Source organism: Oceanobacter sp. 3_MG-2023, assembly GCF_030688925.1.
Classification (GTDB): domain Bacteria; phylum Pseudomonadota; class Gammaproteobacteria; order Pseudomonadales; family Oceanobacteraceae; genus Oceanobacter.
Genome location: NZ_JAUYVX010000022.1, coordinates 1 through 26,672 on the forward strand (window position 1 = coordinate 1; position 26,672 = coordinate 26,672).

Annotated in this window: 24 protein-coding genes and 1 tRNA gene; 15 read left to right on the top strand and 10 right to left on the bottom strand. The window is 54.1% G+C overall.

Features of this window, described 5'->3' with window-relative positions; translation table 11 throughout:
- Positions 1-81 precede the first annotated feature (81 nt).
- Together nifA and nifL are read right to left on the bottom strand one after the other, a co-directional pair.
- A complete protein-coding gene (nifA, locus tag Q8W32_RS16040; protein ID WP_303434788.1) occupies positions 82-1,686 on the bottom strand; it encodes a nif-specific transcriptional activator NifA in 1,605 nt (534 codons plus the stop codon).
- Between the two features lie 9 nt (positions 1,687-1,695).
- Positions 1,696-3,294, bottom strand: coding sequence for a nitrogen fixation negative regulator NifL (gene nifL / locus Q8W32_RS16045; RefSeq protein WP_305415626.1), 1,599 nt, complete (start codon positions 3,292-3,294; stop codon positions 1,696-1,698).
- Between the two features lie 352 nt (positions 3,295-3,646).
- Here nifL and rsxA point away from each other — a divergent pair, with 352 nt between their 5' ends.
- From rsxA to Q8W32_RS16080, 7 genes are all read left to right on the top strand, one after another.
- A complete protein-coding gene (rsxA, locus tag Q8W32_RS16050; protein ID WP_303434792.1) occupies positions 3,647-4,219 on the top strand; it encodes an electron transport complex subunit RsxA in 573 nt (190 codons plus the stop codon).
- A 77-nt stretch (positions 4,220-4,296) separates the two neighbouring features.
- Positions 4,297-4,824 carry an RnfABCDGE type electron transport complex subunit B gene (locus tag Q8W32_RS16055; RefSeq protein ID WP_303434794.1) on the top strand — a complete coding sequence of 176 codons (528 nt, stop codon included), beginning with the start codon at positions 4,297-4,299 and terminating at the stop codon, positions 4,822-4,824.
- A gap of 1 nt (position 4,825) precedes the next feature.
- Entirely contained in the window at positions 4,826-6,364 is a 1,539-nt protein-coding gene (gene rsxC / locus Q8W32_RS16060) for an electron transport complex subunit RsxC (protein ID WP_305415627.1), read from the top strand.
- Between the two features lie 2 nt (positions 6,365-6,366).
- Positions 6,367-7,473, top strand: coding sequence for an RnfABCDGE type electron transport complex subunit D (locus Q8W32_RS16065; protein ID WP_303434796.1), 1,107 nt, complete (start codon positions 6,367-6,369; stop codon positions 7,471-7,473).
- Position 7,474: 1 nt separating this feature from the next.
- A complete protein-coding gene (gene rsxG / locus Q8W32_RS16070) occupies positions 7,475-8,173 on the top strand; it encodes an electron transport complex subunit RsxG (RefSeq protein ID WP_303434797.1) in 699 nt (232 codons plus the stop codon).
- Positions 8,170-8,847: an electron transport complex subunit E gene (locus tag Q8W32_RS16075; protein ID WP_303434798.1), complete on the top strand. Its 678-nt coding sequence runs from the start codon at positions 8,170-8,172 to the stop codon at positions 8,845-8,847. Before rsxG ends, Q8W32_RS16075 begins: the two co-directional genes overlap by 4 nt.
- Before the next feature lie 55 nt (positions 8,848-8,902).
- Positions 8,903-9,163, top strand: coding sequence for an RnfH family protein (locus Q8W32_RS16080; RefSeq protein WP_303434799.1), 261 nt, complete (start codon positions 8,903-8,905; stop codon positions 9,161-9,163).
- A gap of 60 nt (positions 9,164-9,223) precedes the next feature.
- Here Q8W32_RS16080 and Q8W32_RS16085 read toward each other — a convergent pair whose 3' ends face one another.
- The 7 genes from Q8W32_RS16085 to Q8W32_RS16115 form a co-directional block, all read right to left on the bottom strand.
- Entirely contained in the window at positions 9,224-10,192 is a 969-nt protein-coding gene (locus tag Q8W32_RS16085; protein WP_303434800.1) for a TRAP transporter substrate-binding protein, read from the bottom strand.
- A gap of 108 nt (positions 10,193-10,300) precedes the next feature.
- Complete coding sequence (locus Q8W32_RS16090; protein ID WP_305415628.1) at positions 10,301-11,560, bottom strand: TRAP transporter large permease; 1,260 nt, start codon at positions 11,558-11,560, stop codon at positions 10,301-10,303.
- Positions 11,560-12,120: a TRAP transporter small permease gene (locus Q8W32_RS16095; RefSeq protein WP_305415629.1), complete on the bottom strand. Its 561-nt coding sequence runs from the start codon at positions 12,118-12,120 to the stop codon at positions 11,560-11,562. The genes Q8W32_RS16090 and Q8W32_RS16095 overlap by 1 nt, the downstream gene beginning before the upstream one ends.
- Before the next feature lie 95 nt (positions 12,121-12,215).
- Complete coding sequence (locus Q8W32_RS16100; protein ID WP_305415630.1) at positions 12,216-12,917, bottom strand: class II aldolase/adducin family protein; 702 nt, start codon at positions 12,915-12,917, stop codon at positions 12,216-12,218.
- A gap of 38 nt (positions 12,918-12,955) precedes the next feature.
- Entirely contained in the window at positions 12,956-13,810 is an 855-nt protein-coding gene (locus tag Q8W32_RS16105; protein WP_305415631.1) for a VOC family protein, read from the bottom strand.
- Positions 13,811-14,003: 193 nt separating this feature from the next.
- Positions 14,004-14,945 carry a LysR substrate-binding domain-containing protein gene (locus Q8W32_RS16110; RefSeq protein ID WP_305415633.1) on the bottom strand — a complete coding sequence of 314 codons (942 nt, stop codon included), beginning with the start codon at positions 14,943-14,945 and terminating at the stop codon, positions 14,004-14,006.
- Positions 14,946-15,240: 295 nt separating this feature from the next.
- Positions 15,241-15,585, bottom strand: coding sequence for a GyrI-like domain-containing protein (locus Q8W32_RS16115; protein WP_305415634.1), 345 nt, complete (start codon positions 15,583-15,585; stop codon positions 15,241-15,243).
- A 334-nt stretch (positions 15,586-15,919) separates the two neighbouring features.
- Between Q8W32_RS16115 and Q8W32_RS16120 the strand changes: the two genes are divergently transcribed.
- From Q8W32_RS16120 to Q8W32_RS16135, 4 genes are all read left to right on the top strand, one after another.
- Positions 15,920-19,003, top strand: a complete 3,084-nt coding sequence (locus tag Q8W32_RS16120) for a transporter substrate-binding domain-containing protein (protein ID WP_305415635.1) — start codon at positions 15,920-15,922, stop codon at positions 19,001-19,003.
- A 160-nt stretch (positions 19,004-19,163) separates the two neighbouring features.
- Entirely contained in the window at positions 19,164-19,646 is a 483-nt protein-coding gene (locus Q8W32_RS16125) for a CinA family protein (RefSeq protein ID WP_305415636.1), read from the top strand.
- Between the two features lie 142 nt (positions 19,647-19,788).
- On the top strand, positions 19,789-20,829 hold the full coding sequence (gene recA, locus Q8W32_RS16130; protein WP_303434894.1) for a recombinase RecA: 1,041 nt from the start codon (positions 19,789-19,791) through the stop codon (positions 20,827-20,829).
- Positions 20,807-21,382 (top strand): regulatory protein RecX, encoded by a 576-nt coding sequence (locus Q8W32_RS16135; protein WP_305415637.1) that lies wholly within the window; start codon positions 20,807-20,809, stop codon positions 21,380-21,382. Before recA ends, Q8W32_RS16135 begins: the two co-directional genes overlap by 23 nt.
- Before the next feature lie 3 nt (positions 21,383-21,385).
- Here Q8W32_RS16135 and Q8W32_RS16140 read toward each other — a convergent pair whose 3' ends face one another.
- Positions 21,386-21,589, bottom strand: a complete 204-nt coding sequence (locus tag Q8W32_RS16140) for a DUF2892 domain-containing protein (RefSeq protein ID WP_303434897.1) — start codon at positions 21,587-21,589, stop codon at positions 21,386-21,388.
- Positions 21,590-21,807: 218 nt separating this feature from the next.
- On the opposite strand from Q8W32_RS16140, the gene alaS reads away from it, so the two are divergent.
- From alaS to Q8W32_RS16160, 4 genes are all read left to right on the top strand, one after another.
- The gene (alaS, locus tag Q8W32_RS16145) at positions 21,808-24,435 is read left to right on the top strand and encodes an alanine--tRNA ligase (RefSeq protein WP_305415638.1); all 2,628 of its coding nucleotides are present in this window, start codon (positions 21,808-21,810) and stop codon (positions 24,433-24,435) included.
- 296 nt (positions 24,436-24,731) lie between these two features.
- Positions 24,732-25,973 carry an aspartate kinase gene (locus tag Q8W32_RS16150; RefSeq protein ID WP_303434925.1) on the top strand — a complete coding sequence of 414 codons (1,242 nt, stop codon included), beginning with the start codon at positions 24,732-24,734 and terminating at the stop codon, positions 25,971-25,973.
- Positions 25,974-26,168: 195 nt separating this feature from the next.
- Positions 26,169-26,363 carry a carbon storage regulator CsrA gene (gene csrA / locus Q8W32_RS16155; protein WP_303434927.1) on the top strand — a complete coding sequence of 65 codons (195 nt, stop codon included), beginning with the start codon at positions 26,169-26,171 and terminating at the stop codon, positions 26,361-26,363.
- A 68-nt stretch (positions 26,364-26,431) separates the two neighbouring features.
- Positions 26,432-26,522: transfer RNA gene (locus Q8W32_RS16160), tRNA-Ser, on the top strand.
- Positions 26,523-26,672 lie beyond the last annotated feature (150 nt).

Here is a 26,672-nt window from a genome sequence, read left to right on the forward strand (position 1 = left end):
CGTCATTTCGCTGCATTCGTCGCCTTGCCCTGAACAACGGCAACACTCGCGCAGAGCCGTGCAGGATTAAATGGATGTCCCCTATAGCTTGCGCACGTTGATTTTCATGGTTTGGATCCGATAGGCAATTTGACGCGGTGTCATATTCAGCAGGCGGGCGGCTTTAGCCTGTACCCAGCCGGTCTGTTCGAGAGCGGCAATCAGACGCTCCCGCTCATCCATTTCCGGGTTGTCGAGGTCAACACTGGTCGCTGAGGCCGGGGACGGATGACTGTAGCCTGAATGACTATGGCTGCTGGCCATCGTCTGGCGCTGATGATCCGGCAAGGCAATCACATCGCTGTCGATAATGCCTTCTTCACTCATCACTGCCGCCCGTTCGAGACAGTTTTCGAGCTGCCGGACATTGCCGGGCCAGTCATGACTCATCAGGATACGAATGGCATTGTCAGTCAGACGCAAGGGACGCCCTTGCTGACGCGAAACCTTGTCGAGCAGGAAGGTAGCCAGTTCCGGAACATCCACCAGCCGTTCACGTAACGGTGGCAACTGGATTGCCATCACATTCAGGCGATAATAAAGATCTTCACGGAAGCGGCCTTTTTCGACTTCTTCTTCCAGGTTGCGATTGGTAGCGGCAACAATACGGACATTGACCTTGATGGTTTGGCCACCCCCTACCCGTTCCAGCTCACCTTCTTGTAATACACGTAATAACTTGGCCTGGAACAGAGCCGAGATTTCACCAATTTCATCCAGAAACAAGGTGCCACCATCCGCTTGTTCAAAACGCCCTTTGCGCTGTTTGACGGCATTGGTAAAAGCGCCTTTTTCGTGGCCGAACAATTCGGATTCCAGCAGGTTTTCTGGCAAGGAAGCACAGTTAAGACAGACAAAGTGGCTGTGCGCTCGCGGCGAATTATAGTGAATGGCGTTGGCAATCAGCTCCTTACCAGTACCGGACTCGCCCAGAATCAGTACGGTGCTGTCCCACTTGGCGACCCGACGTACCTGGTCAAAGACCCTGCGCATGCCATCGGAGTGGCCGACCACCATATTGTCAAAACCATATTTGACCCGAACCTCACGGCGCAGCTCATCGCGCTCCCGGGCAATGGTCTGGCCTTCTTCCTGATTGACCAGTAGACGGACTGTCTGGGATAACAGGTTGGCCGCAGCGGTCATAAACTCGGTACGCTCGGCCAGATAGTCATCCGCCGGAACGTCAGGTTGAGCTGCCAGAACACCAATCGCCTTGCCTTTGGCATCCCGAATCGGCACACCGATAAAAGGCAGCTCCAGATCGTAGAGTTCCAGCCGATCAAGAAATCGTGGTTCGCTGGAAATACGCCCCAGCACAATCGACTGGTTACTCGACAGAACGCGGCCAACAATACCTTCGCCGGGCTGGTATTTGACCGATGGAGCCTTGCCGCCCCCATCGCTATCACGATACACAGCGCCTACTTGCAAGGTGCTGTTTTCCGGGTCAAACAGATTGATTACACCGTGCTGCAAGCCGCCGTGATTGTGTAAAACCGCCAGAATCCCTGTCAGGGTTTCTTCAATGGTGCTGGCTGCTGATAACACGCCAGCCACTTCAGCCAGGCAACGGAACTGTCGCTCCATCAGCTCGGATTTGCTGTTAATGCGTTTGCCAGCCGCTAATCGGGAGGTTGTCATCATGTTTGCCTCCTAAAGTGCCGAAACAAACGGGAGACGTACGACTACTCGACATCCCGTTCGGTGGGACAGATCAATATGCACGGTGCCGGAATGATCCGTAACGATATCGTGCACCATTGGCAGTCCCATGCCCCGACAACCATTACCCGAGGTTTTGGTGCTGAAGAACGGCTCAAAAACCTTGAGCTGTAATGGCGGCGCAATACCAGGGCCGGTATCGATGATTTCACAGCACACACCATCTGTTTCGCTGCGAGTAATAATGCTCAACTCACGCCGTCGAATTGCGCGATCGCTCATGGCGTCGACCGCATTGTCGAGCAGTTGTTTGAACATGCTGCGTAAACGCCGCTCCCTGCCAATCACTGCTGGTAAATGCAACGCCGGTTGCCAATCGACGGTGATTCCTTGTGCTAATAGTCCTTCTGTAGACAATGCCAGCGACTCCCTCAGCAGTTCATTAATATTGACTGGTTTCTTGCTCTCTTCCAGTGCGTCGGGCATTGCATCCCGCATGTTATCCATCGCACTGTTACCCGAGGCCAATGCTTCTTCCAGGGCACCCAACAAGGCGTCATCACGGTGATCGCCGGTGCGCCGTTGTAACATGCTGACCGCGGTACCCAGTAAGTTGACCGGCCCCTGCATCTGGTGAATGGCACCATTTACGGTTTCGCGCATGCCTTGTACCAGGTCTTCTTCCGCCATCAGCGCCTTGAGTGCGTTGAGATGGATTTCTTCCTGACGACGACGGATATCGGTAATGTCATTGATCATCAACAACACGTAGTGGCGTACGGTCTGTTCAAAAAAACCGTCCGCTTCTTCACATTTCACATCGATAGTGGTGCCAAAACAGGAATACCAGCGTCCGCGGCTACGGCCGTAATCCAGCGAGAATTCCTTGTCATCGAAGCTGCGGCGATCTTCCAGCAACTGCTCGTAGGCTGACCCCAATTTGGTACCGATAACATTCACCACGGTTTCCAGCGGCTCGTCATGCAGCAGCTCAGAGGCCAAGGCTCGGAAACTGGGATTGGCCGATACAATGCGATGATGCTCGTCCAGTACCAGTACCGACGCCGGTACTGAATTCAGCACCGCTTCCATCATCAGTTTCTGATTCATTACCCGCTGTTCCAGCTCGTGCATATCGGAACCATCACGATGCATACCGAGGTAATAAAGTGTCTCGTTGTTTTCATTGATCACCGGCGCAACGGTCAGCTCGGCAAGATAAAGACGCTTGTCCTTGCGCCGATTCAGCATCATGCCGGTCCAGGATTTCTGTTGCGCCAGACGACCCCATAACGCCTGATACACAATGCGCGGGGTGGTGTGATTGGAAAGGATCGACTCGTTGTGCCCCAGGACTTCATCCTCGCCATACCCGGTCACTTGGGTGAAGGCACGATTGACGTAAAGAATGTTGGCCTTCAGATCCGTAATGGAAATAGCGACAGGCGAATGCTCCACCGCTTGAAAAAAAACCTCTTCGGGCAGCAGCACACCTTCGGGATGAATTTCACTGATGCCTTTTTCTGCCAGGTCTTTTTCTTCTAGCCCGGCGGCGGCAGCCTGTTCTTGCGAGAGTCTGACGTTACTCATAACAGCTCCTGATAAGGTGACGTATTGCTATACCCTAATGGTTGGAGCAAGGAGTATGCCGCGATAAAAATTAACTGAGAGGCCCATGTTCTCTGTCAATAGCCCGACAATGCCGCCGACATTTGTCGTCAATACGACAAAGGCTTTTTCCGGTTTTTTGCCAATTGTCGCAAACCCTACAAGCTGAATCTTTGTCGTTTTTCTATCAAATGCCCTGTTATCAGGCCTTGCGCACCATTCTCAGTCATTCCTTTGTCGCTTACCTGCGACAACAGCATTCGCCTCAAATCCATGGCACAGGAAATGCAATTTTGTGCTCATACGACCGACCCGCCGAATTTCAGGAGACCTTATGGAATATCTGTTGATTCTGGTCAGCACATCGCTGGTCAACAACATCGTACTGGTGAAGTTCCTGGGTCTGTGCCCTTTGATGGGTGTCTCCAGCAATGTATCCGCTGCCTGGGGCATGAGCCTGGCCACCACCTTTGTACTGACGCTCTCGGCGCTATGCAGCTGGATGATTGAACACTGGCTACTACAGCCTCTGGATATCGAATTCCTGCGCATCCTGTCCTTTATTCTGATTATTGCGGCAGTGGTGCAATTCACCGAGGTACTGATCCGCCGGGCCAGCCCCCTGCTGCACAAGGCACTGGGTATTTACCTGCCGCTGATTACGACCAACTGCGCTGTACTCGGGGTAGCACTGCTGAATATCACCGAGGAGCACAACCTGGTCGAAAGCCTGATGTTTGGCCTCGGCTCCGCCCTCGGCTTTGTCATTGTCATGGTGATGTTTGCCGGACTGCGGGAGCGGCTGGCATTGGCCAATGTACCTGAGCTGTTCAGTGGCACGCCGATCAGTCTGGTGACTGCCGGTTCGTTGTCGCTGGTATTTATGGGCTTTAGCGGAATGATCTGAATGCGCCGTCCTCGACGCCGTGTTGTTTCTTACCACTCACGCCGGAGCAGACCGGCACAGGATCTTCAGGAGGCATTATGTTGATCGCAACCTTGGTACTCACTCTCTTAGGCCTGGTGCTTGGAGGCCTGTTGGGTCTGGCCGCCAAATACTTTGCCACGGGTGATGACGATCCTATCGTAAAAGAGATCGAACAGATGTTACCTGGCAGCCAATGCGGCCAGTGTGGTTTTCCTGGCTGCACCCCGGCGGCAGAAGCCATTGCCAACGGCGACGCCGCCGTTACCTGCTGTCCTCCGGGAGGCCGGGCGCTGGCGGAAAACCTTGCTCGCCTGCTCGACGTCGATATGTCGACACTGGGAGAGTCCCCGCAACCGCTATTGGCCAATATCGATGAAAACCTCTGTACCGGTTGTACTCGCTGCTACAAGGCTTGCCCCACCGATGCCATTGTCGGTGCCAGCAAACAGATTCATGTTGTGGTCGCCAAGGCCTGCACGGGTTGCAGCCAATGCCTTGAAGCCTGTCCGGAAGACTGCATCAGCCTGAACACAGCACCGGTGACGCTGGAACGCTGGCACTGGTCGAAACCCGAGGCAGCCTGATATGTTATTCGGACTAGGAAAAATCCGTGGTGGCGTCCACCCCGACGGCCATAAAATCGACAGTGCCCGGCTGGTTATCAACAGTCAGTTGCCCTTGCCCGACACCCTCTGGTTGCCGCTCTGCCAGCATTCCGGCGAAGATGCCAGGCCGCTGGTGCAAGCCGGAGAGCGTGTACTCAAGGGTCAGCGTATTGCTGCTGCCGCAGGGCGTTTTTCAGCCAATATTCACGCTCCGACCTCAGGCACGATTACGTCGATAGACACCATTACCATGCCCCACCCATCAGGGCTGCCTGCCAATGCCATTATTTTACAACCGGATGGCAAGGATGAATGGATAACACTGCAGCCACCCGCTGACCCGTTTTCGATGCCACAGGAAGCGTTGGCCACCCTGGTGGAGCAAGCCGGCATTGTCGGGATGGGGGGCGCTATTTTCCCTGCCGCCATCAAGTTGCGTCAGGGCCGTCGTTTTGAAATCAAGACCCTGATTGTCAATGGCAGTGAGTGTGAACCCTATCTGACCACGGATGATCGCCTGATGCGTGAGCGCGCCGCCGAGATTGTCGAAGGTGCGCGACTGGTACGCTACATTATCGAAGCCTACCGCACCGTTATCGCCATTGAAGACAACAAGCCCCAGGCCATTGCTGCCCTGCAAGAAGCGGCTGCCAATGTCGGGGCGATTGAAATCGTGGTGGTGCCCGCCCGCTATCCAATGGGATCGGCCAAACAACTGATCCAGGCCGTTACCGGACTGGAAGTACCCGCCGGAAAACGCAGTAATGACATTGGTGTTCTGGTTCATAATGTCGCCACCGTATACGCCATTCAGCAAGCCCTGATCCATGGCAAACCCCTGATTTCCAGGGTAACGACCGTTGCCGGAGGCTGTGTTGGCGAACCACGGAACGTCGAAGCGTTGCTGGGCACTCCGATTCATTACCTGTTTGAACAGTGCGGCGGACTCACCACAACACCCGCCCGCTTGCTGATGGGAGGCCCCATGATGGGCCAGGTCTTGCCCACCACAGAGGTTCCCCTGATCAAGGGCAGCTCCGGGGTACTGGCGTTAACCAAAGCCGAAGTCAACGAACATATGCCATCGCCATGTATCCGTTGTGGCCGTTGTGTGGATGCCTGCCCGATGGGACTGCTGCCGCTGGAAATGGCTCGCAACTCAAAACAGGACGACTTCGACAGCGCTCAGGATGCCGGTTTGCGTGACTGTATTCTGTGTGGCTCCTGTTCCTACGTCTGCCCTTCCCATATCCCGCTGGTGCAGTATTTCGAATACGCCAAAGGTGAGCTGGCCGAGAGCCGTGCCAGCCAGCAGAAACTGAGCTACACCCAGGAACTGATGGCCGCCCGTAAAGAACGGCTGGAACGGGAAGCAGCAGCCAAGGAAGCCGCCAAACAGGCGAAAAAAGCCAAGGCCAAAGCCAAAAAACCGCGTAAGGCAGCCGCCCCCACGACGGTAGCGGCTGACACCGCTGATACAGCCGAAACGGCCCCTACCACCGACCACGCGGGAGCATGATCATGACCGCCGACGCCCAGTATATTCCCACCGCTTCCCCCCATGCCCACGACCGCTCCAGTATTGATCGCATCATGCTGCGTGTCTGTCTGGCACTGACGCCCGTCAGTCTGTGGGGGTTCTATTGTTTTGGCTGGCCAGCCGTGGTGATGTTTGTCACCACCTGTCTGGCTGCGATTCTGACCGAACTGGCTTGTCTGTATGTACAGCAACAGCCACTCAGCCGTTTGTGGGATGGTTCAGCCTTGTTGACCGGCTGGCTACTGGCCCTGACCCTGCCACCCTGGGCTCCCTGGTGGATTGCCGTCGGTGGTGCTTTTTTTGCCATCACCATCGGCAAACAGATTTATGGCGGTATTGGCCAAAATGTCTTTAACCCGGCGCTGCTGGCCCGTATCGCCTTGCTGATCTCGTTTCCGGTGCAGCTTACAACCTGGGTCAATGTCACGCCGATCGATAGCGCCAACGCCCCTGGTCTGGCCGATGCCTTCGCTATTATCTTTGCCGGTCAGCCCTGGATGAGTGACGCCGCCGACGGCATCACAGGTGCAACCTGGCTCGGTGCCAGTAAAGCCGCCGCAGCCGGAGGGGCCGACCTGGCCGCAATGCTCAGCCAGGACTTTTCTCTTTACGACGCTTTCCTGGGGTTGACCCGTGGCAGTCTGGGTGAAACCTCCACGTTACTGGTACTGCTCGGGGGCATCTGGTTATTAATAACCCGCACGATCAGCTGGCATATCCCGGTCTCTCTGCTTGGTACGCTGGCTTTACTGGCCTGGCTCGGCAATCTCAGCAACCCACAATCCTACCCCGGCGTCCTGTTTCATCTGACCTCTGGTGGCGTCATGATCGGTGCTTTTTTCTACGCCACTGACTACGTGACCTCACCGTCAACACCGGTAGGCAAGCTGATTTTTGGAGCTGGCTGCGGCGTTGTACTGTTTGCCATTCGCAGCTGGGGTGGCTTTCCCGAAGCGGTCGCCTTCGCCATTTTACTGATGAACGCACTGGCTCCGCTGATTGATCGCGTGACCAAACCTCGGGCTTATGGCCGACGTCATTCTGGCGACGCCATCAAACACACACCGGCACAGCGCAGGGTGGTATGACATGGAACAACCACTGGATCAAACAACACAATCCGCACCCACTGCCGCATTTCGCGACCAGCCCCTGTATCAGGCTCTGCTGTTGGGAGGTGCCTGCGCCATCGTCAGCCTGCTGCTGGTCGTTGGTAACCTGGGTACGCATCAGACCATCGCGGACCATCTGACTGCCGACAAGCTGGCCATGCTGGCTCAGGTGCTGCCACAGAGCTATTACGACAACGATCCGCTCAATGATACGGAACAGCTGTCCAGTCCGGTGCTGTCTGGCCCCGCAACTCTGATGCTGGCACGCAAAGACGGCGATATCACCGCATTGGCCCTGCAGATCAGCATCGCGGGCTGGGGCGGCATCATCGATATGATTATGGCCACCACCCCAGACGGGGAACTGTTAGGGGTCCGTATCATCAGCCATAAGGAAACCCCCGGACTGGCCGATAAGATCGAACGTCCCAAAAGTGACTGGATCACGGGTTTTGATGGCGCATCACTTGCCAACACCCCGGAACAGCAGTGGGCCGTACAGAAAGACGGCGGCCGCTTCGACCAGTTTACCGGTGCCACCATTACCCCCCGAGCCGTGGTCAAGGGCGTGCATCAAGGCCTGTTACTGATCGAACAATGGCGTCAACAACAGCCTCAATTCCAGCAGCCGTCTTCGGTAGCCATCACCGGCAACGAACAGGAGATTTTGCAATGAACCAGTACCGGCAGATTTTTCGTGAAGGCATGTGGGACAACAACGTGGCCATGGGGCAAATGCTGGCCCTCTGTCCACTGTTGGCAGTGACTACCAGCGCCACCAATGGCCTGGGCATGGGTATCGCATCCCTGGCGGTGCTGATGATTACCAACATCATGATTTCAGCAGTCCGCGGGGTGATCAGCCCACAAGTACGTATTCCGGTACTGATTGTATTGATTGCCACCGTGGTCACCATGGTGGATATGGCCATCAATGCTTTCTTGCATGATTTGTACAAGGTGCTTGGGTTATTTATCGCTTTGATTGTTACCAACTGTGCCATTTTTGGCCGCGCCGAAAGCTTCGCCAGCAAACAACCGGTGCATCTGGCGGCGGCAGATGCGCTTTCGATGGGATTGGGATTTACCTGGGTACTGGTGGCTGTGGGTGCCATGCGTGAAATCATCGGCAGTGGCACCTTGTTTGCCAATGCGTCACTGCTGCTCGGCAGTCATTTTGCCTGGCTGGAAACCGAAGTGATCCCTCATTATTCGGGCATATTACTGGCCATTTTGCCCCCTGGTGCCTTTATGGCGCTCGGGTTTCTGATTGTTATCAAACGCATGATTGATCGCCGCTTGTCTTCTTCCAGTAACGATGGTCTGGTGACAATCCAGAGCCACTGCTGAACACCGGGCGATGACACAACACCAACCTGTTGGATCAATACGAAAGGAACACGCCATGCACATCAGCGTTGTTTATGCCATTGGCAACAACCAACCCTGGATTGAACTCGACGTCGAAGAACCCTGCTTGCTGGCCGATGCGGTCGCGCAATCCGGCCTGTTGGAGCACTACCCCGACATTAATCTTGAGCAACAGCGGGTAGGGATTTTTGGCAAGCTTGCCAAGCCGGATACACCGCTGAAAAACGGCGATCGTGTTGAAGTGTATCGTCCGATCATTCGCAATCTGGATGACGACGACGATGAGGATGACTGAACGCCCTGACGGGCGTTCGTTCTTCTGGGTTACTCAAGCACAGCAGCTACCGGTATCAGGCTACAGCGCCGCAGCTTCTGCTTCCAATGCCTTGAGTGCCGGTGCTTTTTTACGCCATTCCTTATACCAACGGTCCACCGCATCCCCAAAAAACTCACGACCAACCTTGGTCACAGGCACATCCGAGGTTTTGATCTTGGCCAGGTAGTCCTGATCCAGTTCAGAATAGATCGAAAATACCTGATCCAGATGTTTGCCCACCAATGACTTGACCAGATTCCGGTCGTCACCGCTTAATCCAGCCCAGCGTTTGCCTGATGCCACCCCCACCATGGGTAACAACATATGGGAAGAATGAATCACACTGCCCGCAGAGGCCAGGTAACGGGCATTCCAGGTACCTTCAAAATCGATTTGCATACCATCCACCTGCCCATTGGCAAAGGCATCGTAAAGCCCAGGCAGAGGAATCGGTGTTGGAGCAGCGCCAATTTTCACCCAAAAATCACGCTCAGGTGCAATCGGGATTGTCCGGACTTTCTTGCCTTTCAGATCATCAACACTGTGGACTTCGTCGCGCATAACAATCTGGCGGAATCCTGCCATGCCGTAACCCAACCCCACCAGCCCCAGGGTTTTTAACTCATCCAGCATGCCGGTGGCTGTTTTGCCATGCAGCAAAAACATCGCATCTTCGGGGGTATTCACCAAATACGGCGCAAACAGTGCAGCAAAATCCGGACGCCGGTTGGCCATTTCCCCTGCCGTCAGAAATGCCATATCCAACGCCCCGGTCTGTAACTGTTGCAACATTTGCGCTTCGTTACCCAGCTGTCCGGATGGAAAAACCAGGACCTTGAGTTTGCCGTCGCTGCTCTTTTCCAGATCGGCCGCAAACGCCTTGGCCGCCAGTGTCCATTGGTGACTGGGTGGCGTAATCAACCCCAGCCGCAAGGTATCGGCATACGCCATTGCCGGTAACAGTAAAGCCATCAGCAATGCTGAGAGATAGCCTGTTATTTTTTTCATCTGTATCTCCGGGCAGACAAGCTGCCATTGTTATTATTTGAAGAAATATGACCCGCAAGTGGTCAGAGGTGGGTAACGTGCGTTACCCGATCGTTATCGGTTCCTGTTTCAGATCAGTACCGTTATCAGCACAGGGAAGAACACCAACAGCAAAATCACCAGCAGCATGGCACCCAGATAAGGCCCCAGCAGCAGCGCAATACGCTCGGCCTTGACACCCGACAGGGCCGAAGCAGTAAACAGCGCTGAACCAACCGGTGGAGTCAGCAAGCCCAGTACCAGCGTCAGACACACCACCACACCAAAATGAAACGGATTGATGCCATAGACCGAGGTCGCGACGGGTAATAACACCGGCACCACCAGAATCAGCGCCGGTATCGGGTCGAGAATCATACCGATCAACAACAGCAACCCGGTCACCAGCAGCAGGAAGACCAGCGGGGATGACGACACTTCTTGCAACCAGGCAGCGGTCAGGCCCGGTAAATTTTCAAAAGTAATCACCCAGCTAAAGACCTGTGCTGCCGCAATCAATAACAGCACAATGGCAGAGCTTTGGGCCGTCCGTACCAATGCTGGCCAGAGGTTGTTCAAATCAAATTCACCGTACACATAACGACCGACCAGTATCGCCACGACCACCGCCAACGCCGCGGCTTCTGTCGGTGTTGCCAGTCCGGATAAAATGCCGCCAATAATGGCCACAGGTACCAATCCGGCTGCCAACCCATTACGGAAAGAGGCCAGCCGCTGACGCCAGCTCATACGTTCGTTGGCGGGGAAATCATGGCGACGGGCCATCCAGCCCAGCAGCGCAAAAAATGCCAGCCCCAGTAACAGCCCCGGAATAATTCCGGCAATAAAGAGGTCACCGATGGAAATCTGGGCAATCACCCCAAAAATCACAAACAGCATGGAAGGTGGAATAATCGGCGCTAACAGGCCACCAGCCGCCGTTAATGCCACGGCCATATCTTTGGGGTAACCCGCCTTCTCCATCTCCGGCACGGCGACACGGGTCATAATGGTGATCTGTGCCACGGTGGAGCCAAGAATGGATGCCATCATCATATTGGAGAGCAGATTCACATACGCCAGACCACCCCGTGCTGAGCCGATCAAGGCCATTGCCATTACCATCAAGCGCCTGGCAATGCCGCCTTCATTCATGCATTCACCCACCAGAATAAACAGCGGCAGCGCCAGTAAACCGTAATTTTCCAGACCGCCGAACAGCTGTTGGGGGTAGGAACTGAGCAGTACCAGGTTGTCGCTGCTGAAAATGTAGATCAATGCTGTAATAGCCAGCAGAAAAGCAATCGGCATCCCGATCACCAACAAGACCAAAAAGCTGGAAATCACCATTATTGTTCTCCTTGTGTCGTGGAGACCGTCAGAGCAGTCAGGTCTTTCACACTGTTCAGCAACCGGACAACCAGGTGAAACACAGACCCCAGGGCAAACACCGGCAGCACCAGCCAAAACCAGACCTTGTGGAAGCCCAGCGTCATCGTCGGTTCGTCATAAATAAAGTTGAACGTGGATGCGGCATAAGCCGAGGTATCACCCCCCATACTCCAGAGAGTCAACGGGTCAAACCAGCGCCACAACATCCATAACAGCACCCCCACAAACACCAGCAGAGTGGCGTTCACCACAACGGCCATCAGCTGTGCCAGACGCTCTGGCAGCCGTTCAATCACCAGCGTCATCGCGATATTGGTGCCATTGTGCAAGCTGGCGGCGCTGGCCAAAAAAACCATCCAGACCATGCCCAACACCGCCGCCTCATCAATCCAGAACAACGCCTGGCCAATGGCACGCGTCACGATATTGAGTAATAACAACCCCAGCACCAGAGTCAGCATCGCCCCGGCCGCCGCCAGTTCCAGCCGCGCCAGACGGTCACTCCACTTGGATAACATGATCAGAACTCCTGTTGGGTCAGGGCAAGAAGCTGAGGTATCCGTGGCGGTTTCGACGCCACCGATAGCGGATGCTCCCGAAGCCGCCAGCGGGTTCATTCCGGGTCTCCCCAGGTCAGGTAATCCCACATACGTTCAAAAATACGGCCACTGCGGGTCGCCCGCTGTTGCGCTTCTTCCGCGCTCAACTCCCGCACGGAGTGTGCCTGGGCCAGACAGTCCAGTTCGATGCGGGCGGCGTCATCCAGATACCAGGTCAGGGACACCGCTTCTTCCAGTGAGACCGATGCCGTGACCACGCCATTACCACGCATCACAATGGCATTGCCATCACCCAGCTGATCGGCCAGGGCATTGGCGGCCGCGTCAGTACGAATCAGTTGCGGGTCATCCCAGAGTGCCGGAGCCGGTGCAAAGTAACTGCCCATACCGTGCAAGGCCCGAGGTGTACGCCCCAATGCCGATAGCGACATCGCCGAAGGCGGCATACTGCGCACAACCCCTCCGACTTCCGGGCGACGGCGATAAATTTCACGGTGTATGCGCACTTCCCCTAACACATGCTCAGGCAAATCGCCGTAGATCGGGACGATGGTGCCGTCATCTTGCGGCCCAATCGTTCCCATGGGCTTGGGGGCACACACCAGAAAGTGGCTGTCACTGAGCCGTGTGCTGCAATGGCCATAAGCGTGAACCAGACCATGACGATCCAGTGCACGAGCAGCGCGACGGACAAGAATTTGGCTGGCAGCAGGCACCATAGTGCTCTCCTCCAGTGAATGAGGACGTGTCGTCATAAATAAAATCTCGTTATCGAGGGACGGTATGTACCGGCTTAACTCTTGAACTCGGCAATATCGGGTTTGGACCCCCACATGCAGAAACCGGATGGCTCCAGAGGGAATTGCCGCGGCCGATGAGTGGCTTCATCCACTTCGGATACGCCACAGGAATATTCGTAGATCATGCCTTCTGGCCCTTCAAAGTAGAGGAACCTGGCCCCTGACGTTGGGTGGCGACCAGGGCCAAACACAACCTTGACACCCTGCTCTTTCAGGAAGTACCAGGAGCGCATGATGTCGTCGATGCTCTCAACCTGATGATTAATATGTTGAACACCGGAACGATCAGTTGGAAACAGCGCCAGCCGGTGATGAATCGCATCCAGCCGTAACAGGGCCGACGGCCCGATCCAGTCACTGACCCGGGCATTAAAGATCGATGTCCAGAATTGCTCATCACGGGCCGGATCTTTTGAACACAGGCCCACATGGCTGAAGCCGGTAATGCCTGCGTCACGGCTGGGGAAATAACGCCGTCCACTGGCATGGGGGCGCCACACCAATTCAATCTTGTTACCGGTGTGATCGCTGAAGGTTAAAAACGCATGCACATAACGCTGCTCGCATTCTTCTGGCGTGCCAAATCGCGGGAACAAGCCATGCTGCTCCAACTCGGCAGCTGCCAGCTCCAGCTGATGGCCATCGCTGACTTCAAAACCGAGAGTATGATCACTGGGATCACCTTCGAAATAACACAGGGTATGGTCGCGATCATCGGAACGAAAATACGCACTGCCGTGCTCTTGCCGTACCAATTGCAGACCGACAATACGCGTGGCAAAGTCGATGGCGGCGGGTAAATTACGGGTACCAAAACGGACGTAACGGACGTCGGTAATATCGGACATCGTCAGACTCCTGTTTATTTTTATTGTTTGTCATCCACAGGGATCAGCGCTGGACTGAACCGGTGAACAGCTTATGAACCGACTGTATTACACCCCCCCTATCACTGGTAATGAATAATAAGCATCCAGCCATAACAAAAAGCAATAGCCGTCACCAAAGACAAGCGCGACGGGCCTCTGTCACGCAGGGCCTTCAGTCACTGCTGTGATCGTAGCGTCCGGCAACCCCGCGCAGTTCTTCGACCAGCCGCAAGGCGGCGTGCGACAGCGGCCGCTCTTTCACCTGACTGATGCCCACCGCTCCAAACGATTTGGCAGGGTTGACCGGGATTGCTGCCAGCAGCCCGGTATCCAGATCCGTCTGGATCACCTGGCTCGGAAAAGCCGCAATATAATCCGTGGCCATAATCAAACGACGATTGGTAATCACTGAGATGGATTCGCACGGGGCTTGGGGCAAATCCAGCCCGGCATCATGGAATGCGCTTTCGACCATTTGCCGCAGGGTGGTATCAGGCAATGGCATGATCCACGGCCAATCCAGCAGGTCCTTCAAGGTAACGTCGGGCCGGGCCAGCAAGGGATGATCCGGACAAACCGCAAAGGTAATGGTTTCTTCATACAAGGGTTCGACGGCCAGACCATCACGAAAGCGGTAAGCCGGAATACGTCCAACGATCATTTCAATCGCCCCTTGCTGCAACTGGGGAATCAGGCTGTCGTAGGTGCCTTCGATAATAGTGACCCGAATACCGGGATATTGACGGTACAAGCTCGCCAGTGCCCGGGGCAAAAAGTCAGCACCACCGGCTGGTAGTACACCAACCACCACATGCCCACTCAGGCCTTCATTGATGTCATGAATTTCCTGAGCCACCCGTTCCAACTGGGAAAAGATTACCTTCACCCGCTCAACCAGCATATCGCCCATCGGCGTGGTATGGCTGCCCCGGCTGGTACGGGTAAACAGCTCCACGCCCAGGTCGGTTTCCAGTTCACGTAGTATTTTACTGACGGCAGGCTGGCTGAGATTCAGGGCTTCCGATGCCTGTACCAGACTGGGACTGTCTGCCAGCGCCAGCACCGCACGTAACTGCTGCAGTTTGACCCGACGTATCCAATTGACATTCTGCATGGTGTTTCCCCGTATCTCTTGCCCATGGTTGTTGTGAGTGGTCACTCACGCAAGGCAAGTCGAGATAATGATCCCGTTTCTGACCATCATACCGTTACGAAAGGCCGGGGAGCCACCGCTGGCGACAGTCATCAGAATCAGGCTCATGCAGGGGAAAATGCAGAATATGTCAGAAAGGTAGGTGCCGAACTTGCTTGTTGTCCGACGATTTGTTGCTAACGGATGTTCGCTTATACCGTGTATTTATGTCGTGTGCCTGTGCTGTTATCACCCGCGACCGCAAGAAAGCGCTGGTTTATACCAGTGCTTCAACCGGTAGCAGGATATCGACCAGCGTCTGGTCTGGCGCCACAAACGGTGAGAACTGCAACCGCTCAAACAGGCAAAGCCCTTCGCCCAGCTCATAACCAGATGTTGGCAACCAATCATTCAGCAGCCAACTCAGAGCGCCCCGCAATCCGGCCTCTCCTCCTTGCACTCTCAACCGGGCATACTCCCCCGACCCCAATAAATGCAACCGGAAGCCATCCGGCAAAGCTGCCCCATAAACGGCTTCCTTGTGTGATGCCGGAATACTGGCACCGATACCAATATGCCAGTTGCTATCGATATCTGGGGCGTGTTCGTACATCAGGGGCATCTATTTAATCCGGTGCTCACTCTGGGCTACCGGATGGTTTCGAATCACGAAGCCGACTTGCAGGCCTGACGGGTCAAGTCAAACGTCGGCGACACCGAGTCGAGATCATCCGGCAGCCCCCGAAGGGCGCGGGTTGCCGCCGTCCAGTGCGGTGTTGACGAATTTGAAAAGGACTCGTCATTTCGCTGCATTCGTCGCCTTGCCCTGAACAACGGCAACACTCGCGCAGAGCCGTGCAGGATTAAATAGATGCCCCTATAGTTCGTTAGATCGGCCAGAATGACTCCGCACCTGGGGGGCATCTGGAGGCATCCGTTGGTATCAAGGGCAAGTTGTGACCATTACTCGTTTTATCCCGTTCTACTCCGCTCGATGGCTATCTGCCCGTTTTATCCTCTTGTCAGCCGCCGGGCTGGCTGTCGTGTTCCTGCTATTGCTGAGTCCGGCTGCGGCGGCAATAACCAGTGCTGCATCCAAAACGTTACCAGAGCCTGCGGCCAATCTTGATCTTACGGCAGAAGAACGTACCTGGTTGCTGAACCATCAGACTATCCGGGTGCATAACGAGGCCAACTGGGGGCCGTTCAATTACCACGAATACGGTCGTCCCAAAGGCTATTCGATCGAGTTTATGGATTTGCTGGCCGAAAAGCTGGGTATCCAGGTGGAGTACATCACCGGCCCAAGCTGGAGCGAGTTTATGACGATGCTGGGCACTCAAGAACTGGATGTGATGCTCAATATTGTCCAGACCGAAGATCGCAGCCAGTTTATTCTGTTTACCGAGCCATACGTTACCAATCCTCCAGGCATTGTGGTGCGTGATGACAATCATGACGTCCGTGACCTGAGGGATCTGAACGGTCGGGTTTTGGCGATTCCCAAAGGGTTCTATTATCAGGAGCTTATCGAACGTTATTTCCCGGGCATTCAACTGTTGCTGCTGACCGACCAACTGGAAACCCTCAAAGCAGTATCCTTTGGCCACGCTGACGCGACCATCGGCGGTATAGCGATTCAGAACTACCTGATGCGCAAGCATCTGATCAACAATACCAAGGTCATTGGTGGTCTCGACGACCCGCGTTTTGAAAACAACCTGCGGATGGGCATTCGGCCTGACTGGGGGATATTGCGGGATATTTTGCAAAAAGCACTGGAATCCGTCACCGAGCAGGAACTGAGCAACCTGGGGCGTCGCTGGCTCAGCAGTGGCTTGCAGAGAACCCAGGTGTTGCAACTGGACAAGGAAGAAAAAGACTTCCTGGCCGCTCACCCGGTATTACGAGTTCATAATGAAATGGACTGGCCGCCGTTCAACTTCAATGAGCAAGGCAAGCCCAAAGGGTTTTCGATTGATGTGATGGATCTGATTGCTCAAAAGACCGGCTTTCGTATTGAGTACATCAGTGGCCCGGGTTGGGGGGATTTTCTTCATATGATCAGCAATCGCCAGCTGGATATGATGCTCAATATTGTGAATACCCCGGAGCGGCGGCAGTACATCCGTTTTACCCGTCCGTATGCTGTTAATCCAAACATTATTGCCAGTAAAAAAAGTAACAAATACGAACACATCGACAGCCTGAAAGGTAAAACCGTTGCTGTCCCGCGAGGCTTTTTTTATGAAGAAGTGCTCGGCAAGGAATACCCGGAGATCAAACTGCATCTGGTGAAAAATGCCATTGACGGGCTGAAAGCCGTTTCCATTGGCAAGGCTGATGCGGCAGTCGGCGAAGCGGCGGTCTTTAACCACCTGATTGCCGGTAATATGTTGAACGACCTCACCATTTCCGGTGAAGTCGATATTGGCCAACCGGATCTGGCCAATTTACGGATTGGCGTCCGTTCGGACTGGCCGATTCTGCAGGGAATTATGGACCGTGCCGTGGACTCCTTGTCCCGTGATGAGCAAGCAACTATTTCCCAACGCTGGATGGGCAATGAAAACTATATTGCCAGACCCGGCAGCGGTATGGCGCTGACCGCCAGCGAAAAAGCCTACCTGGAAAAACAGCCCAACATTACTTATTGCGCCAACCCCGACTGGATGCCGCTGGAAAAAATCGGCACGGGCGGTAAGCACGAAGGCATGGTGGCGGATTATCTGGGCCTGATGGCCGACCGTATCGGGATTGGCCTGACCCTGGTTCAGACCGACAGTACCGCGCAGTCGCTGGAGTACGCCAAAAGCCGCCGTTGCGACATCATGTCGGCGGCATTTGAAACTCCGGACGCCGTACGTCAGCTGAACTTCACCAAACCATATTTGCGTTTGCCACTGGTGATTGCCATTCAGGAACGATCGTTGTTTGTGGATGGCCTGAAATCACTCGACCAGCAAACCATCGGAGTGCCTCAAGGATATGGGTTGCTGACCAAGCTGCAGCAGGATTATCCGAGCCTGGAGGTGATTGAACTGCCCGATATCAGCACCGGTCTGCGCCAGGTTGAAGAAGGCCGGATATTCGGCATGATTGGAGCGATCGCCCCGATCGGTCATGCCATTCGCAAGGACCGTTTTATTGATCTCAAGATTGGTGGCCGTCTGGATGAAGACTGGAAGCTGGCAATTGCTGTGCGTAACGATACGCCCGAGCTGCTTTCGATGTTTAATAAAGCCACCGACTACATCACTGAAGAAGAGCGTTCCAAAGTGTTTCAGCGCTGGGTCGCCGTGACATTTGAGCAACAGGTGAATTACCACTTGGTGTGGAAGCTGGCAGCGCTAGTGTCAGTGATTATGCTGGCCATTGTGCTTTGGAACTGGAAGCTGGCGCGTCTGAACCAGCGTTTGAAAACCGAGATGGAATTGCGGCATCAGGCGGAACAGCAACTGCAAGACACCAACTCCGAGCTGAATCGTAAAAACAGCGAGCTGTCGATACTGTCCACAACCGATAACCTGACTGGTCTGGCGAATCGTCTGTCGATTGAGCGTCAGCTGGACAAGGTGCTGGAAGATCAGCAGCGGGAAGGATCGTCTTTCTCTGTCATCATATTGGATATCGACCACTTCAAGCAGATCAACGACCAGTATGGCCATTTGCTGGGGGATGAAGTACTGAAGCGCATGGCCCGTCTGCTGGAAGATAATACGCGCACCAGCGACCAGATTGGCCGTTGGGGTGGGGAAGAATTCATGATTATTCTGCCAGATACCAGCGCAGCGCTTGCCTATCGGTTGGCAGAAAAAATACGCACAGCCATTGCCGCGGAACAGTTCGAAGATGCTGATCACGTCACTACCAGTATTGGCCTGGTTGAAAGCCTCCAGCCCGGGCAGAGTGCCCGCCAACTGCTGCTGAAAGCCGACAAGGCTCTTTACCAGGCCAAAAGCCGAGGGCGTAATTGCGTCGTGGTCGCTGTAATTGCAGGTGGCGACGAGACCTGTTACGTCTCTGAAGCAACGGACTGAGCCAGAGCACTGGTGAATGTCCGGAGCTATGAAACAACCATCATAAAACACTTGTTCATGGTCTGTGGGTCAAGATTATCAACGGTTGATGCTCCCTGGAACCGCCCCCTCTAACCAGTCGTTCTGCAACGCGGTACACTGGAGGCATCTGGAGGAGACTATGAATCTGAACAGCCTGACGGAAGACCTTGCCAATCAACTACTGCTGCGCCACTGGCGTCTGGCGACGGCGGAATCCTGCACTGGTGGCGGTATCGCTGCTGCCTGTACCGACCTGCCTGGCTCATCAGCCTGGTTCGATTGCGGGTTTGTGACCTATTCAAACGAGGCCAAGATACAACTGCTGGATGTATCGAAAGAGACGCTGGTGGTGGATGGTGCGGTCAGTGAAGCGACGGTCAGAGAAATGGTGGCTGGTGCGGTGAGTAACAGCCGTGCTGATGTGGCGGTGTCGGTCAGTGGTATCGCCGGGCCGGGTGGAGCCGTACCCGGCAAACCGGTCGGTACCGTCTGGTTTGCCTGGGGGAATCATCGCCGTATTGGTGCCGAATGTTGCCATTTTGATGGTGATCGTGCTGCGGTACGCCAGCAAGCCATTGCCCATGCCATCCTGGGGTTGACCCGCTGGTTGGAGCAGGCATAAAAAACTGTGAATCCATCCAGTAAAAAACACTTTGCCGGGTTGGCGCTGATAGGAATTTGTGTTTAACTACTGGTCAAATTTACAGTAAAAACTTTCCGGGCCAGCCAGTGAATTTGACGCCCTGGTGATTAGAGGATATTCAATGGACGCGAACAAACAAAAAGCCCTTGACGCTGCTCTGGGTCAGATTGAACGTCAGTTTGGCAAGGGTGCCATAATGAAGATGGGCGAGCAGCCCCGTGAAGCCATTCCTGCGGTTTCTACCGGTTCCCTCGGGCTGGATATCGCGCTCGGCATCGGCGGTTTGCCAATGGGGCGTATTGTTGAAATTTACGGGCCGGAAAGTTCAGGTAAAACCACCCTGTGTTTATCAACCATGGCGCAGGCGCAGAAACAGGGCAAGACGGTTGCCATTATCGATGCGGAACATGCGCTGGACCCTCTGTATGCCGAAAAACTCGGTATCGACCTCGACAGTCTGCTGGTTTCCCAACCGGATACCGGTGAGCAGGCGCTGGAAATCTGCGACAGCCTGGTACGTTCTGGCGCGGTCGATGTCATTGTGATTGACTCTGTGGCAGCGCTGACTCCAAAAGCCGAAATCGAAGGGGAAATGGGCGACAGCCACGTTGGCCTGCAAGCCCGGCTGATGTCTCAAGCGCTGCGTAAAATTACCGGTAACGTCAAAAACGCCAACTGTCTGGTGATTTTTATCAACCAGATTCGGATGAAAATCGGCGTTATGTTTGGCAGCCCGGAAACCACCACCGGTGGTAATGCCTTGAAGTTTTATTCCTCCGTTCGTCTTGATATCCGCCGTACGGGTTCGGTCAAGCAGGGTGATGAAGCCATTGGTAACGAGACCCGTGTCAAAGTGGTCAAGAACAAGGTCGCTCCTCCCTTCAGACAAGCAGAATTCCAGATCATGTATGGCGCGGGTATCTACCATATGGGCGAGATTATTGATCTGGGTGTGAAGTGTGAACTGGTACAGAAAGCCGGTGCCTGGTACAGCTACCAGAACAACAAGATCGGTCAGGGCAAGGCCAATGCCGCCGCATATCTGGAAGAACATCCGGAAATTGCCGCTGAAATCGAAGCCGGTATCCGTGCCCAGCTGATTGTTGTCCCCAACCTGGAGCAGCCTGCCGACAAAGACAATGTCGAAGCCAAAGAAGACTGAGCCATGCACTATCGCCAGTCTGGTGGAACTGCGCCCGCAGCTACGCCAGGCTGGTATCGACCTGCTGTCCCGCCGCGAACACAGCCGTGATGAATTACACAGTAAGCTGACACGCCGTTTTTATGGACAAATCGACGACGCTATCCGTCTTTCTTTCGAGCCATTACTGACCGATATTCTGGATGATTTTGCTCAACGGGGCTGGCAAAGTGATGAGCGTTTTGCCCGATCTTTTTTGCGTACCCGTTTTCAGCGGGGGCAGGGGCCATTACGTATCCAGCAAGAGTTGCGGCAGCGACGGGTTGCTGACGATATTGTCCGCATGACATTGGCAGACAGCGATGCTGACTGGTTTGAATTGGCCAGAGCCGGAGCCGCCAAAAAATTGGGGGTGCGTGGCGAACTGGCCAAAATCCGCCTTGCTGATCAGAAAGAAAAAGCCCGTCTTTACCGTTTTCTAGGCTATCGCGGGTTTAACCCAGACCAGATTCAGTACGCACTGGATGCCTGTTGTGAAGCTCACGACGAGCAGGACGAGCGCTGGGACTGGTAGTACTCAGGAAAACGCACAGCCTGCCTTGATGCCCACCTTTTTCAGGATAATGGCCAACGGACAAAAGCCGGTAAACGCGGCTTGAAACAGATTGGCGCCAACAAAGGCAGTAAACCAGAGCCAGTACACATGGTGAAACTGGGACAGGGCCACACTCACTAAAATAAAGCATCCGGCAAGCGCAAGTACCATACGGTCGACATTCATGGCTATAACCTCGAGTCAAGTAAATTTCAGGGGGAGTATGTGAATGTATCTGCGATATCAGAACATTCAAATATAACTGTATGGTTATTTTGTTTTGAGGTCAGGTCAAGCGATTTCTTGTGAATTTCTGCTTTGCAAGAGGGCAGGACTCGGACAAAGCGGAGCAAACCGCTATACTGCCGCTTTGATGCAACCAACCTTCGGAATTACGCCCTCGTATGAAAAGCGCAGATATTCGCCAGGCATTCCTCGATTTCTTTGCCTCCAAAGGGCACGAGGTGGTGCCATCCAGTCCTTTGATTCCTGCCAATGATCCAACGCTGCTGTTTACCAACGCTGGCATGGTGCAGTTCAAGGATGTCTTTCTCGGACAAGACCAGCGCAGCTACAGCCGAGCGGTCTCGTCACAGCGTTGTGTTCGCGCTGGTGGCAAGCACAACGACCTAGAGAATGTCGGTTACACCGCCCGTCATCACACTTTCTTTGAAATGCTGGGTAACTTCAGCTTTGGTGATTATTTCAAAGAAGACGCCATCCGCTTTGCCTGGGAGCTACTGACCTCAAAAGACTGGCTGGGCCTGCCGGTTGAGAAGCTGATGGTCACGGTATATGCCGATGATGACGAAGCCTTTGACATCTGGAATAAAAAAATGGGTGTCCCGGCAGATAAAATTGTCCGCATCGGTGACAACAAAGGCAGTCGTTTTGCGTCAGACAACTTCTGGCAAATGGGTGACACCGGGCCTTGTGGCCCTTGCTCTGAAGTTTTTTATGACCACGGCGAGCATATTTGGGGTGGGCCTCCAGGATCACCGGAAGAAGACGGCGATCGCTTTATCGAAATCTGGAATATCGTTTTTATGCAGTTTGACCGTCAGCCCGACGGTGAAATGCTGCCATTGCCAAAACCATCGGTAGACACCGGCATGGGGCTGGAGCGTATTGCAGCCATCAAGCAAGGTGTCCACAGCAATTACGAAATCGACTTGTTCCAGGCGTTGCTGGCGGCTGCGGCGAAAGCCACTGGCTGTCAGGACACCGAGAACAAGTCGCTGCGGGTGATTGCCGACCATATTCGTTCTACCAGCTTTCTGGTGATCGATGGGGTTCTGCCGTCCAACGAAGGCCGTGGTTACGTTTTGCGTCGTATTATTCGCCGTGCCGTTCGTCATGGTCATATGCTGGGCGCTCCGATTGGCTTTTTCCACACTCTGGTCCCGGCACTGGTTGAACAGATGGGCGAGGCCTATCCTGATTTGGCTGAACTGTCGTCTCATGTGCAAAAGGTACTGCGTCTGGAAGAAGAGCAGTTCGCCAAGACCCTCGACAAGGGCATTGCGATTCTGAATGCCGCGATTGAAACACTGGAAGGCGACACCATTCCCGGTGAAACCGCTTTCCGCCTGTATGACACTTACGGTTTCCCGCTGGATTTGACCGCCGACGTAGCACGTGAGCGTAATCTCAAGGTAGATGAAGCCGGTTTTGATGTCGAAATGGACAAGCAGCGTCAAAAAGCCCGTGCTGCCGGTAACTTTGGTGCCCAGCATGGCACCGGACTGACGATTGACGGTGATACCCGGTTCTGCGGTTATGACGCACTGGAGAATACCGGTACGGTGAAAGCACTGTTCAAAAATGGCGAAGCCGTGGCCGAGCTACAAGCCGGTGACGAAGCCATGCTGGTACTGGACGAAACCGCTTTTTACGCCGAAAGCGGTGGTCAGGCAGGGGATACCGGCTTTCTGACTGCAGCCGGGGTTGTGTTCCAGGTTAAGGACACCACCAAAGAAGGCAAGAACCACTTGCATCAAGGGGTGCTGGTCGAAGGCCAGGTTAAGGCCGGAGATACACTGACCGCCACGGTTGATGCCGAAAAGCGTTTGGCGACCTCTTTGCATCACTCGGCTACTCACCTGTTACACGCTGCCTTGCGCACAGTATTGGGTGCCCATGTGGCGCAGAAAGGCTCGCTGGTAACGTATGACAAGTTACGCTTCGACTTTTCTCATCTGGAAGCGATCAAGCCGGACGAACTGCAGCAGATTGAAACCCTGGTGAACTGCCAGATTCGTGCCAATACGCCAGTGACAACCCGACTGATGGATATCGATGCTGCCCGTGAAACCGGTGCCATGGCATTGTTTGGTGAGAAGTACGACGATGAAGTCCGGGTGCTGTCGATGGGAACCGACGACTTTTCGGTCGAACTGTGTGGTGGTATTCACGCCGCCCGTACCGGTGATATCGGCCTACTGAAAATCAGCTCCGAGAGTGGTATTGCTGCAGGGATTCGCCGTATCGAAGCGGTGGCCGGGCAAGCCGCACTGGATTTTGTCGGACAGCAGGAACAGGTGCTCAAGGGCATCGCGACGTCTCTGAAAGGCACCACGGAAACCGTAGGTGACAAAGTAGAGCAACTGCTGAACCGCACCAAAACACTGGAAAAAGAGCTGGAAGCCTTGAAGTCCAAACTGGCCAGCAGCGCCGGTTCCGATCTGGCTGACAATGCCAGGGAAATCAACGGCGTCAAGGTGCTGGCGGCCCGTCTGGAAGGTGCTGATGTCAACGCCTTGCGTAATATCATGGATCAATTGAAAAACAAGCTGGGCAGCGCCTTGATCATGCTGGCCGCCGAAAATGACGGCAAAGTGACGTTGTTGGCAGGTGTTACCAAAGACCTGATCAAGTCGGCCAAAGCCGGTGATGCGGTCAAGGCCTGTGCAGAATACGTCGATGGTCGTGGTGGCGGTAAGCCCGAAATGGCTCAGGCGGGTGGTCAAAAACCCGCCGGTATTGATGATGCCCTGGCCGCGTTTGAGCGCTGGGCAGCATCCGTCGTCTGATTGACCGGATATGCCCGGCCAATCGGGCAAACCGACAAGAGACATGAGTATGGATATCGATAATCATTGATATCCATACTGGTCAAAACAGGCATGGACGCCCATTATTACTGACAGATGCCAGGTAACAACTGCCACAACAGAAGTTATGTCCTTTTACTTTTCATGGGTATTTGAAGGAATAACTCTGTCCCGCTGTTCTCCGTGTTTTACATACACTCTGTATCTTTCTTGTTCATGACAATTGTTGTTTAATTAGCGCCCTTTTCAGACTAGTCAACCCCGGTTGTTACATCATGGCGTTATACGTACAGAAATATGGAGGCACGTCGGTCGGTACTGTTGAACGGATCGAAATGGTTGCCGATAAGGTAAAATCCTTCCGCGACGCGGGTCATCAGGTGGTGGTAGCCGTGTCTGCCATGAGTGGCGAAACCAACCGATTGATTGGTCTGGCCAAATCTGTTTCTGATAATCCTTCTCCCCGTGAGATGGATGTACTGGTTTCCACCGGAGAGCAGGTGACCATCGCCCTGTTGGCCATGGCTCTGGAAAAGCGTGGCGTTAATGCGCGCTCTTACACCGGCTGGCAGGTGGGTATCAAAACCGACAACGCGTTTATGAAAGCCCGGATTGAAGACATTGATACCACGGCCATGCGCACGCAGCTGGACAGTGGCGGTGTGGTGATTGTGGCCGGTTTTCAGGGCGTGGATGACGACCATAACATCACGACCCTGGGACGTGGAGGTTCCGACACCACAGGGGTTGCTCTGGCAGCGGCACTGGGTGCCGATGAATGTCAGATTTACACCGATGTGGATGGCGTTTACACAACGGACCCTCGCGTTGTGCCTTCGGCCCGTCGAATGGAGCAGGTGACGTTCGAAGAGATGCTCGAAATGGCCAGTCTGGGCTCCAAGGTGCTGCAGATTCGAGCGGTCGAGTTTGCCGGTAAATACAAGGTTCCGCTGCGCGTGCTTTCCACATTCAAGGAAGGTAACGGCACTCTGATTACAATGGAGGAGAATGACTCCGTGGAAAATCCCGTTATTTCAGGTATCGCGTTCAATCGTGACGAAGCAAAGGTAACCGTCAAAGGTGTACCAGATATCCCAGGTGTCGCTTCCCGTATCCTGGTGCCCATCAGTGATGCCAATATTGAAGTCGATATGATTGTGCAAAACGTATCGGATGATGGCACAACCGACTTCACCTTCACGATTCATCGTAATGAATACAGCAAGGCAATGGCGATTCTGGAAGCAACCGCCAATGAACTGAATGCCCGTCAGGTGATCGGTACCGACAGCATCTGCAAGGTGTCTATGGTTGGGGTCGGTATGCGATCCCATGCCGGTGTTGCCAGTAAGATGTTCAAGACCCTGGCGGATGAAAATATCAACATTCTTGCTATTACCACATCGGAAATCAAAATTTCCGTGGTGATTGCAGAAAAGTATTTGGAGTTGGCCGTTCGTTCGCTGCACACTGCGTTTGGACTGGATGCCGAAGAAGATACTCAGGTTGAAGCCTGAGCATCTCTGCTCCTGTCTGTTTGGGGAACCTTCCGTAATAGAAGGGCCCTAATAACCAAACATTCTTAACATCCCGGTTTTTTTCTGACCATAACGGAATATATGGTCAATACTGATAGATGAAAAGAATGGGCCTTGTGCCACAGCACCCTAGAACTACCTAGAACCAATCAATAGGATTTGCAGGAGTAACCTATGCTTATTTTGACCCGTCGCGTAGGCGAGACGTTAATGGTAGGTGACGAAGTGACCGTCACCGTCCTTGGAGTAAAAGGAAACCAGGTACGTATTGGTGTGAATGCACCGAAAGAAGTCGCAGTTCACCGCGAAGAAATTTATCAGCGCATTCAGCGTGAGAAAGATGGTGATGAATCCGCTGGTAATTACTAAGCCATCGATTTAATTGCATTTTTTTCTTTGAATTTCTAAATAACGTGGTATCATGCGCGCCGTGATCTGGAGAGATGGCCGAGTGGCTGAAGGCGCACCCCTGCTAAGGGTGTATAGGTTTATACCCTATCGAGGGTTCGAATCCCTCTCTCTCCGCCACGTTTTCTGCTTCGGCAGTAGTGTTTTATATTAGTTGACTCTTATCGTTTCCTGAATATAATACGCGCCCCACGATGTGCGCTCGTAGCTCAGCTGGATAGAGTACCTGGCTACGAACCAGGTGGTCGGAGGTTCGAATCCTCCCGAGCG

Bases quoted from the DNA above. Each gene is read 5' to 3' on its own strand.
- nifA (WP_303434788.1), bottom strand. From the start codon at position 1,686: ATGATGACAACCTCCCGATTAGCGGCTGGCAAACGCATTAACAGCAAA.
- nifL (WP_305415626.1), bottom strand. From the start codon at position 3,294: ATGAGTAACGTCAGACTCTCGCAAGAACAGGCTGCCGCCGCCGGGCTA.
- rsxA (WP_303434792.1), top strand. From the start codon at position 3,647: ATGGAATATCTGTTGATTCTGGTCAGCACATCGCTGGTCAACAACATC.
- Q8W32_RS16055 (WP_303434794.1), top strand. From the start codon at position 4,297: ATGTTGATCGCAACCTTGGTACTCACTCTCTTAGGCCTGGTGCTTGGA.
- rsxC (WP_305415627.1), top strand. From the start codon at position 4,826: ATGTTATTCGGACTAGGAAAAATCCGTGGTGGCGTCCACCCCGACGGC.
- Q8W32_RS16065 (WP_303434796.1), top strand. From the start codon at position 6,367: ATGACCGCCGACGCCCAGTATATTCCCACCGCTTCCCCCCATGCCCAC.
- rsxG (WP_303434797.1), top strand. From the start codon at position 7,475: ATGGAACAACCACTGGATCAAACAACACAATCCGCACCCACTGCCGCA.
- Q8W32_RS16075 (WP_303434798.1), top strand. From the start codon at position 8,170: ATGAACCAGTACCGGCAGATTTTTCGTGAAGGCATGTGGGACAACAAC.
- Q8W32_RS16080 (WP_303434799.1), top strand. From the start codon at position 8,903: ATGCACATCAGCGTTGTTTATGCCATTGGCAACAACCAACCCTGGATT.
- Q8W32_RS16085 (WP_303434800.1), bottom strand. From the start codon at position 10,192: ATGAAAAAAATAACAGGCTATCTCTCAGCATTGCTGATGGCTTTACTG.
- Q8W32_RS16090 (WP_305415628.1), bottom strand. From the start codon at position 11,560: ATGGTGATTTCCAGCTTTTTGGTCTTGTTGGTGATCGGGATGCCGATT.
- Q8W32_RS16095 (WP_305415629.1), bottom strand. From the start codon at position 12,120: ATGTTATCCAAGTGGAGTGACCGTCTGGCGCGGCTGGAACTGGCGGCG.
- Q8W32_RS16100 (WP_305415630.1), bottom strand. From the start codon at position 12,917: ATGACGACACGTCCTCATTCACTGGAGGAGAGCACTATGGTGCCTGCT.
- Q8W32_RS16105 (WP_305415631.1), bottom strand. From the start codon at position 13,810: ATGTCCGATATTACCGACGTCCGTTACGTCCGTTTTGGTACCCGTAAT.
- Q8W32_RS16110 (WP_305415633.1), bottom strand. From the start codon at position 14,945: ATGCAGAATGTCAATTGGATACGTCGGGTCAAACTGCAGCAGTTACGT.
- Q8W32_RS16115 (WP_305415634.1), bottom strand. From the start codon at position 15,585: ATGCCCCTGATGTACGAACACGCCCCAGATATCGATAGCAACTGGCAT.
- Q8W32_RS16125 (WP_305415636.1), top strand. From the start codon at position 19,164: ATGAATCTGAACAGCCTGACGGAAGACCTTGCCAATCAACTACTGCTG.
- recA (WP_303434894.1), top strand. From the start codon at position 19,789: ATGGACGCGAACAAACAAAAAGCCCTTGACGCTGCTCTGGGTCAGATT.
- Q8W32_RS16135 (WP_305415637.1), top strand. From the start codon at position 20,807: ATGTCGAAGCCAAAGAAGACTGAGCCATGCACTATCGCCAGTCTGGTG.
- Q8W32_RS16140 (WP_303434897.1), bottom strand. From the start codon at position 21,589: ATGAATGTCGACCGTATGGTACTTGCGCTTGCCGGATGCTTTATTTTA.
- alaS (WP_305415638.1), top strand. From the start codon at position 21,808: ATGAAAAGCGCAGATATTCGCCAGGCATTCCTCGATTTCTTTGCCTCC.
- Q8W32_RS16150 (WP_303434925.1), top strand. From the start codon at position 24,732: ATGGCGTTATACGTACAGAAATATGGAGGCACGTCGGTCGGTACTGTT.
- csrA (WP_303434927.1), top strand. From the start codon at position 26,169: ATGCTTATTTTGACCCGTCGCGTAGGCGAGACGTTAATGGTAGGTGAC.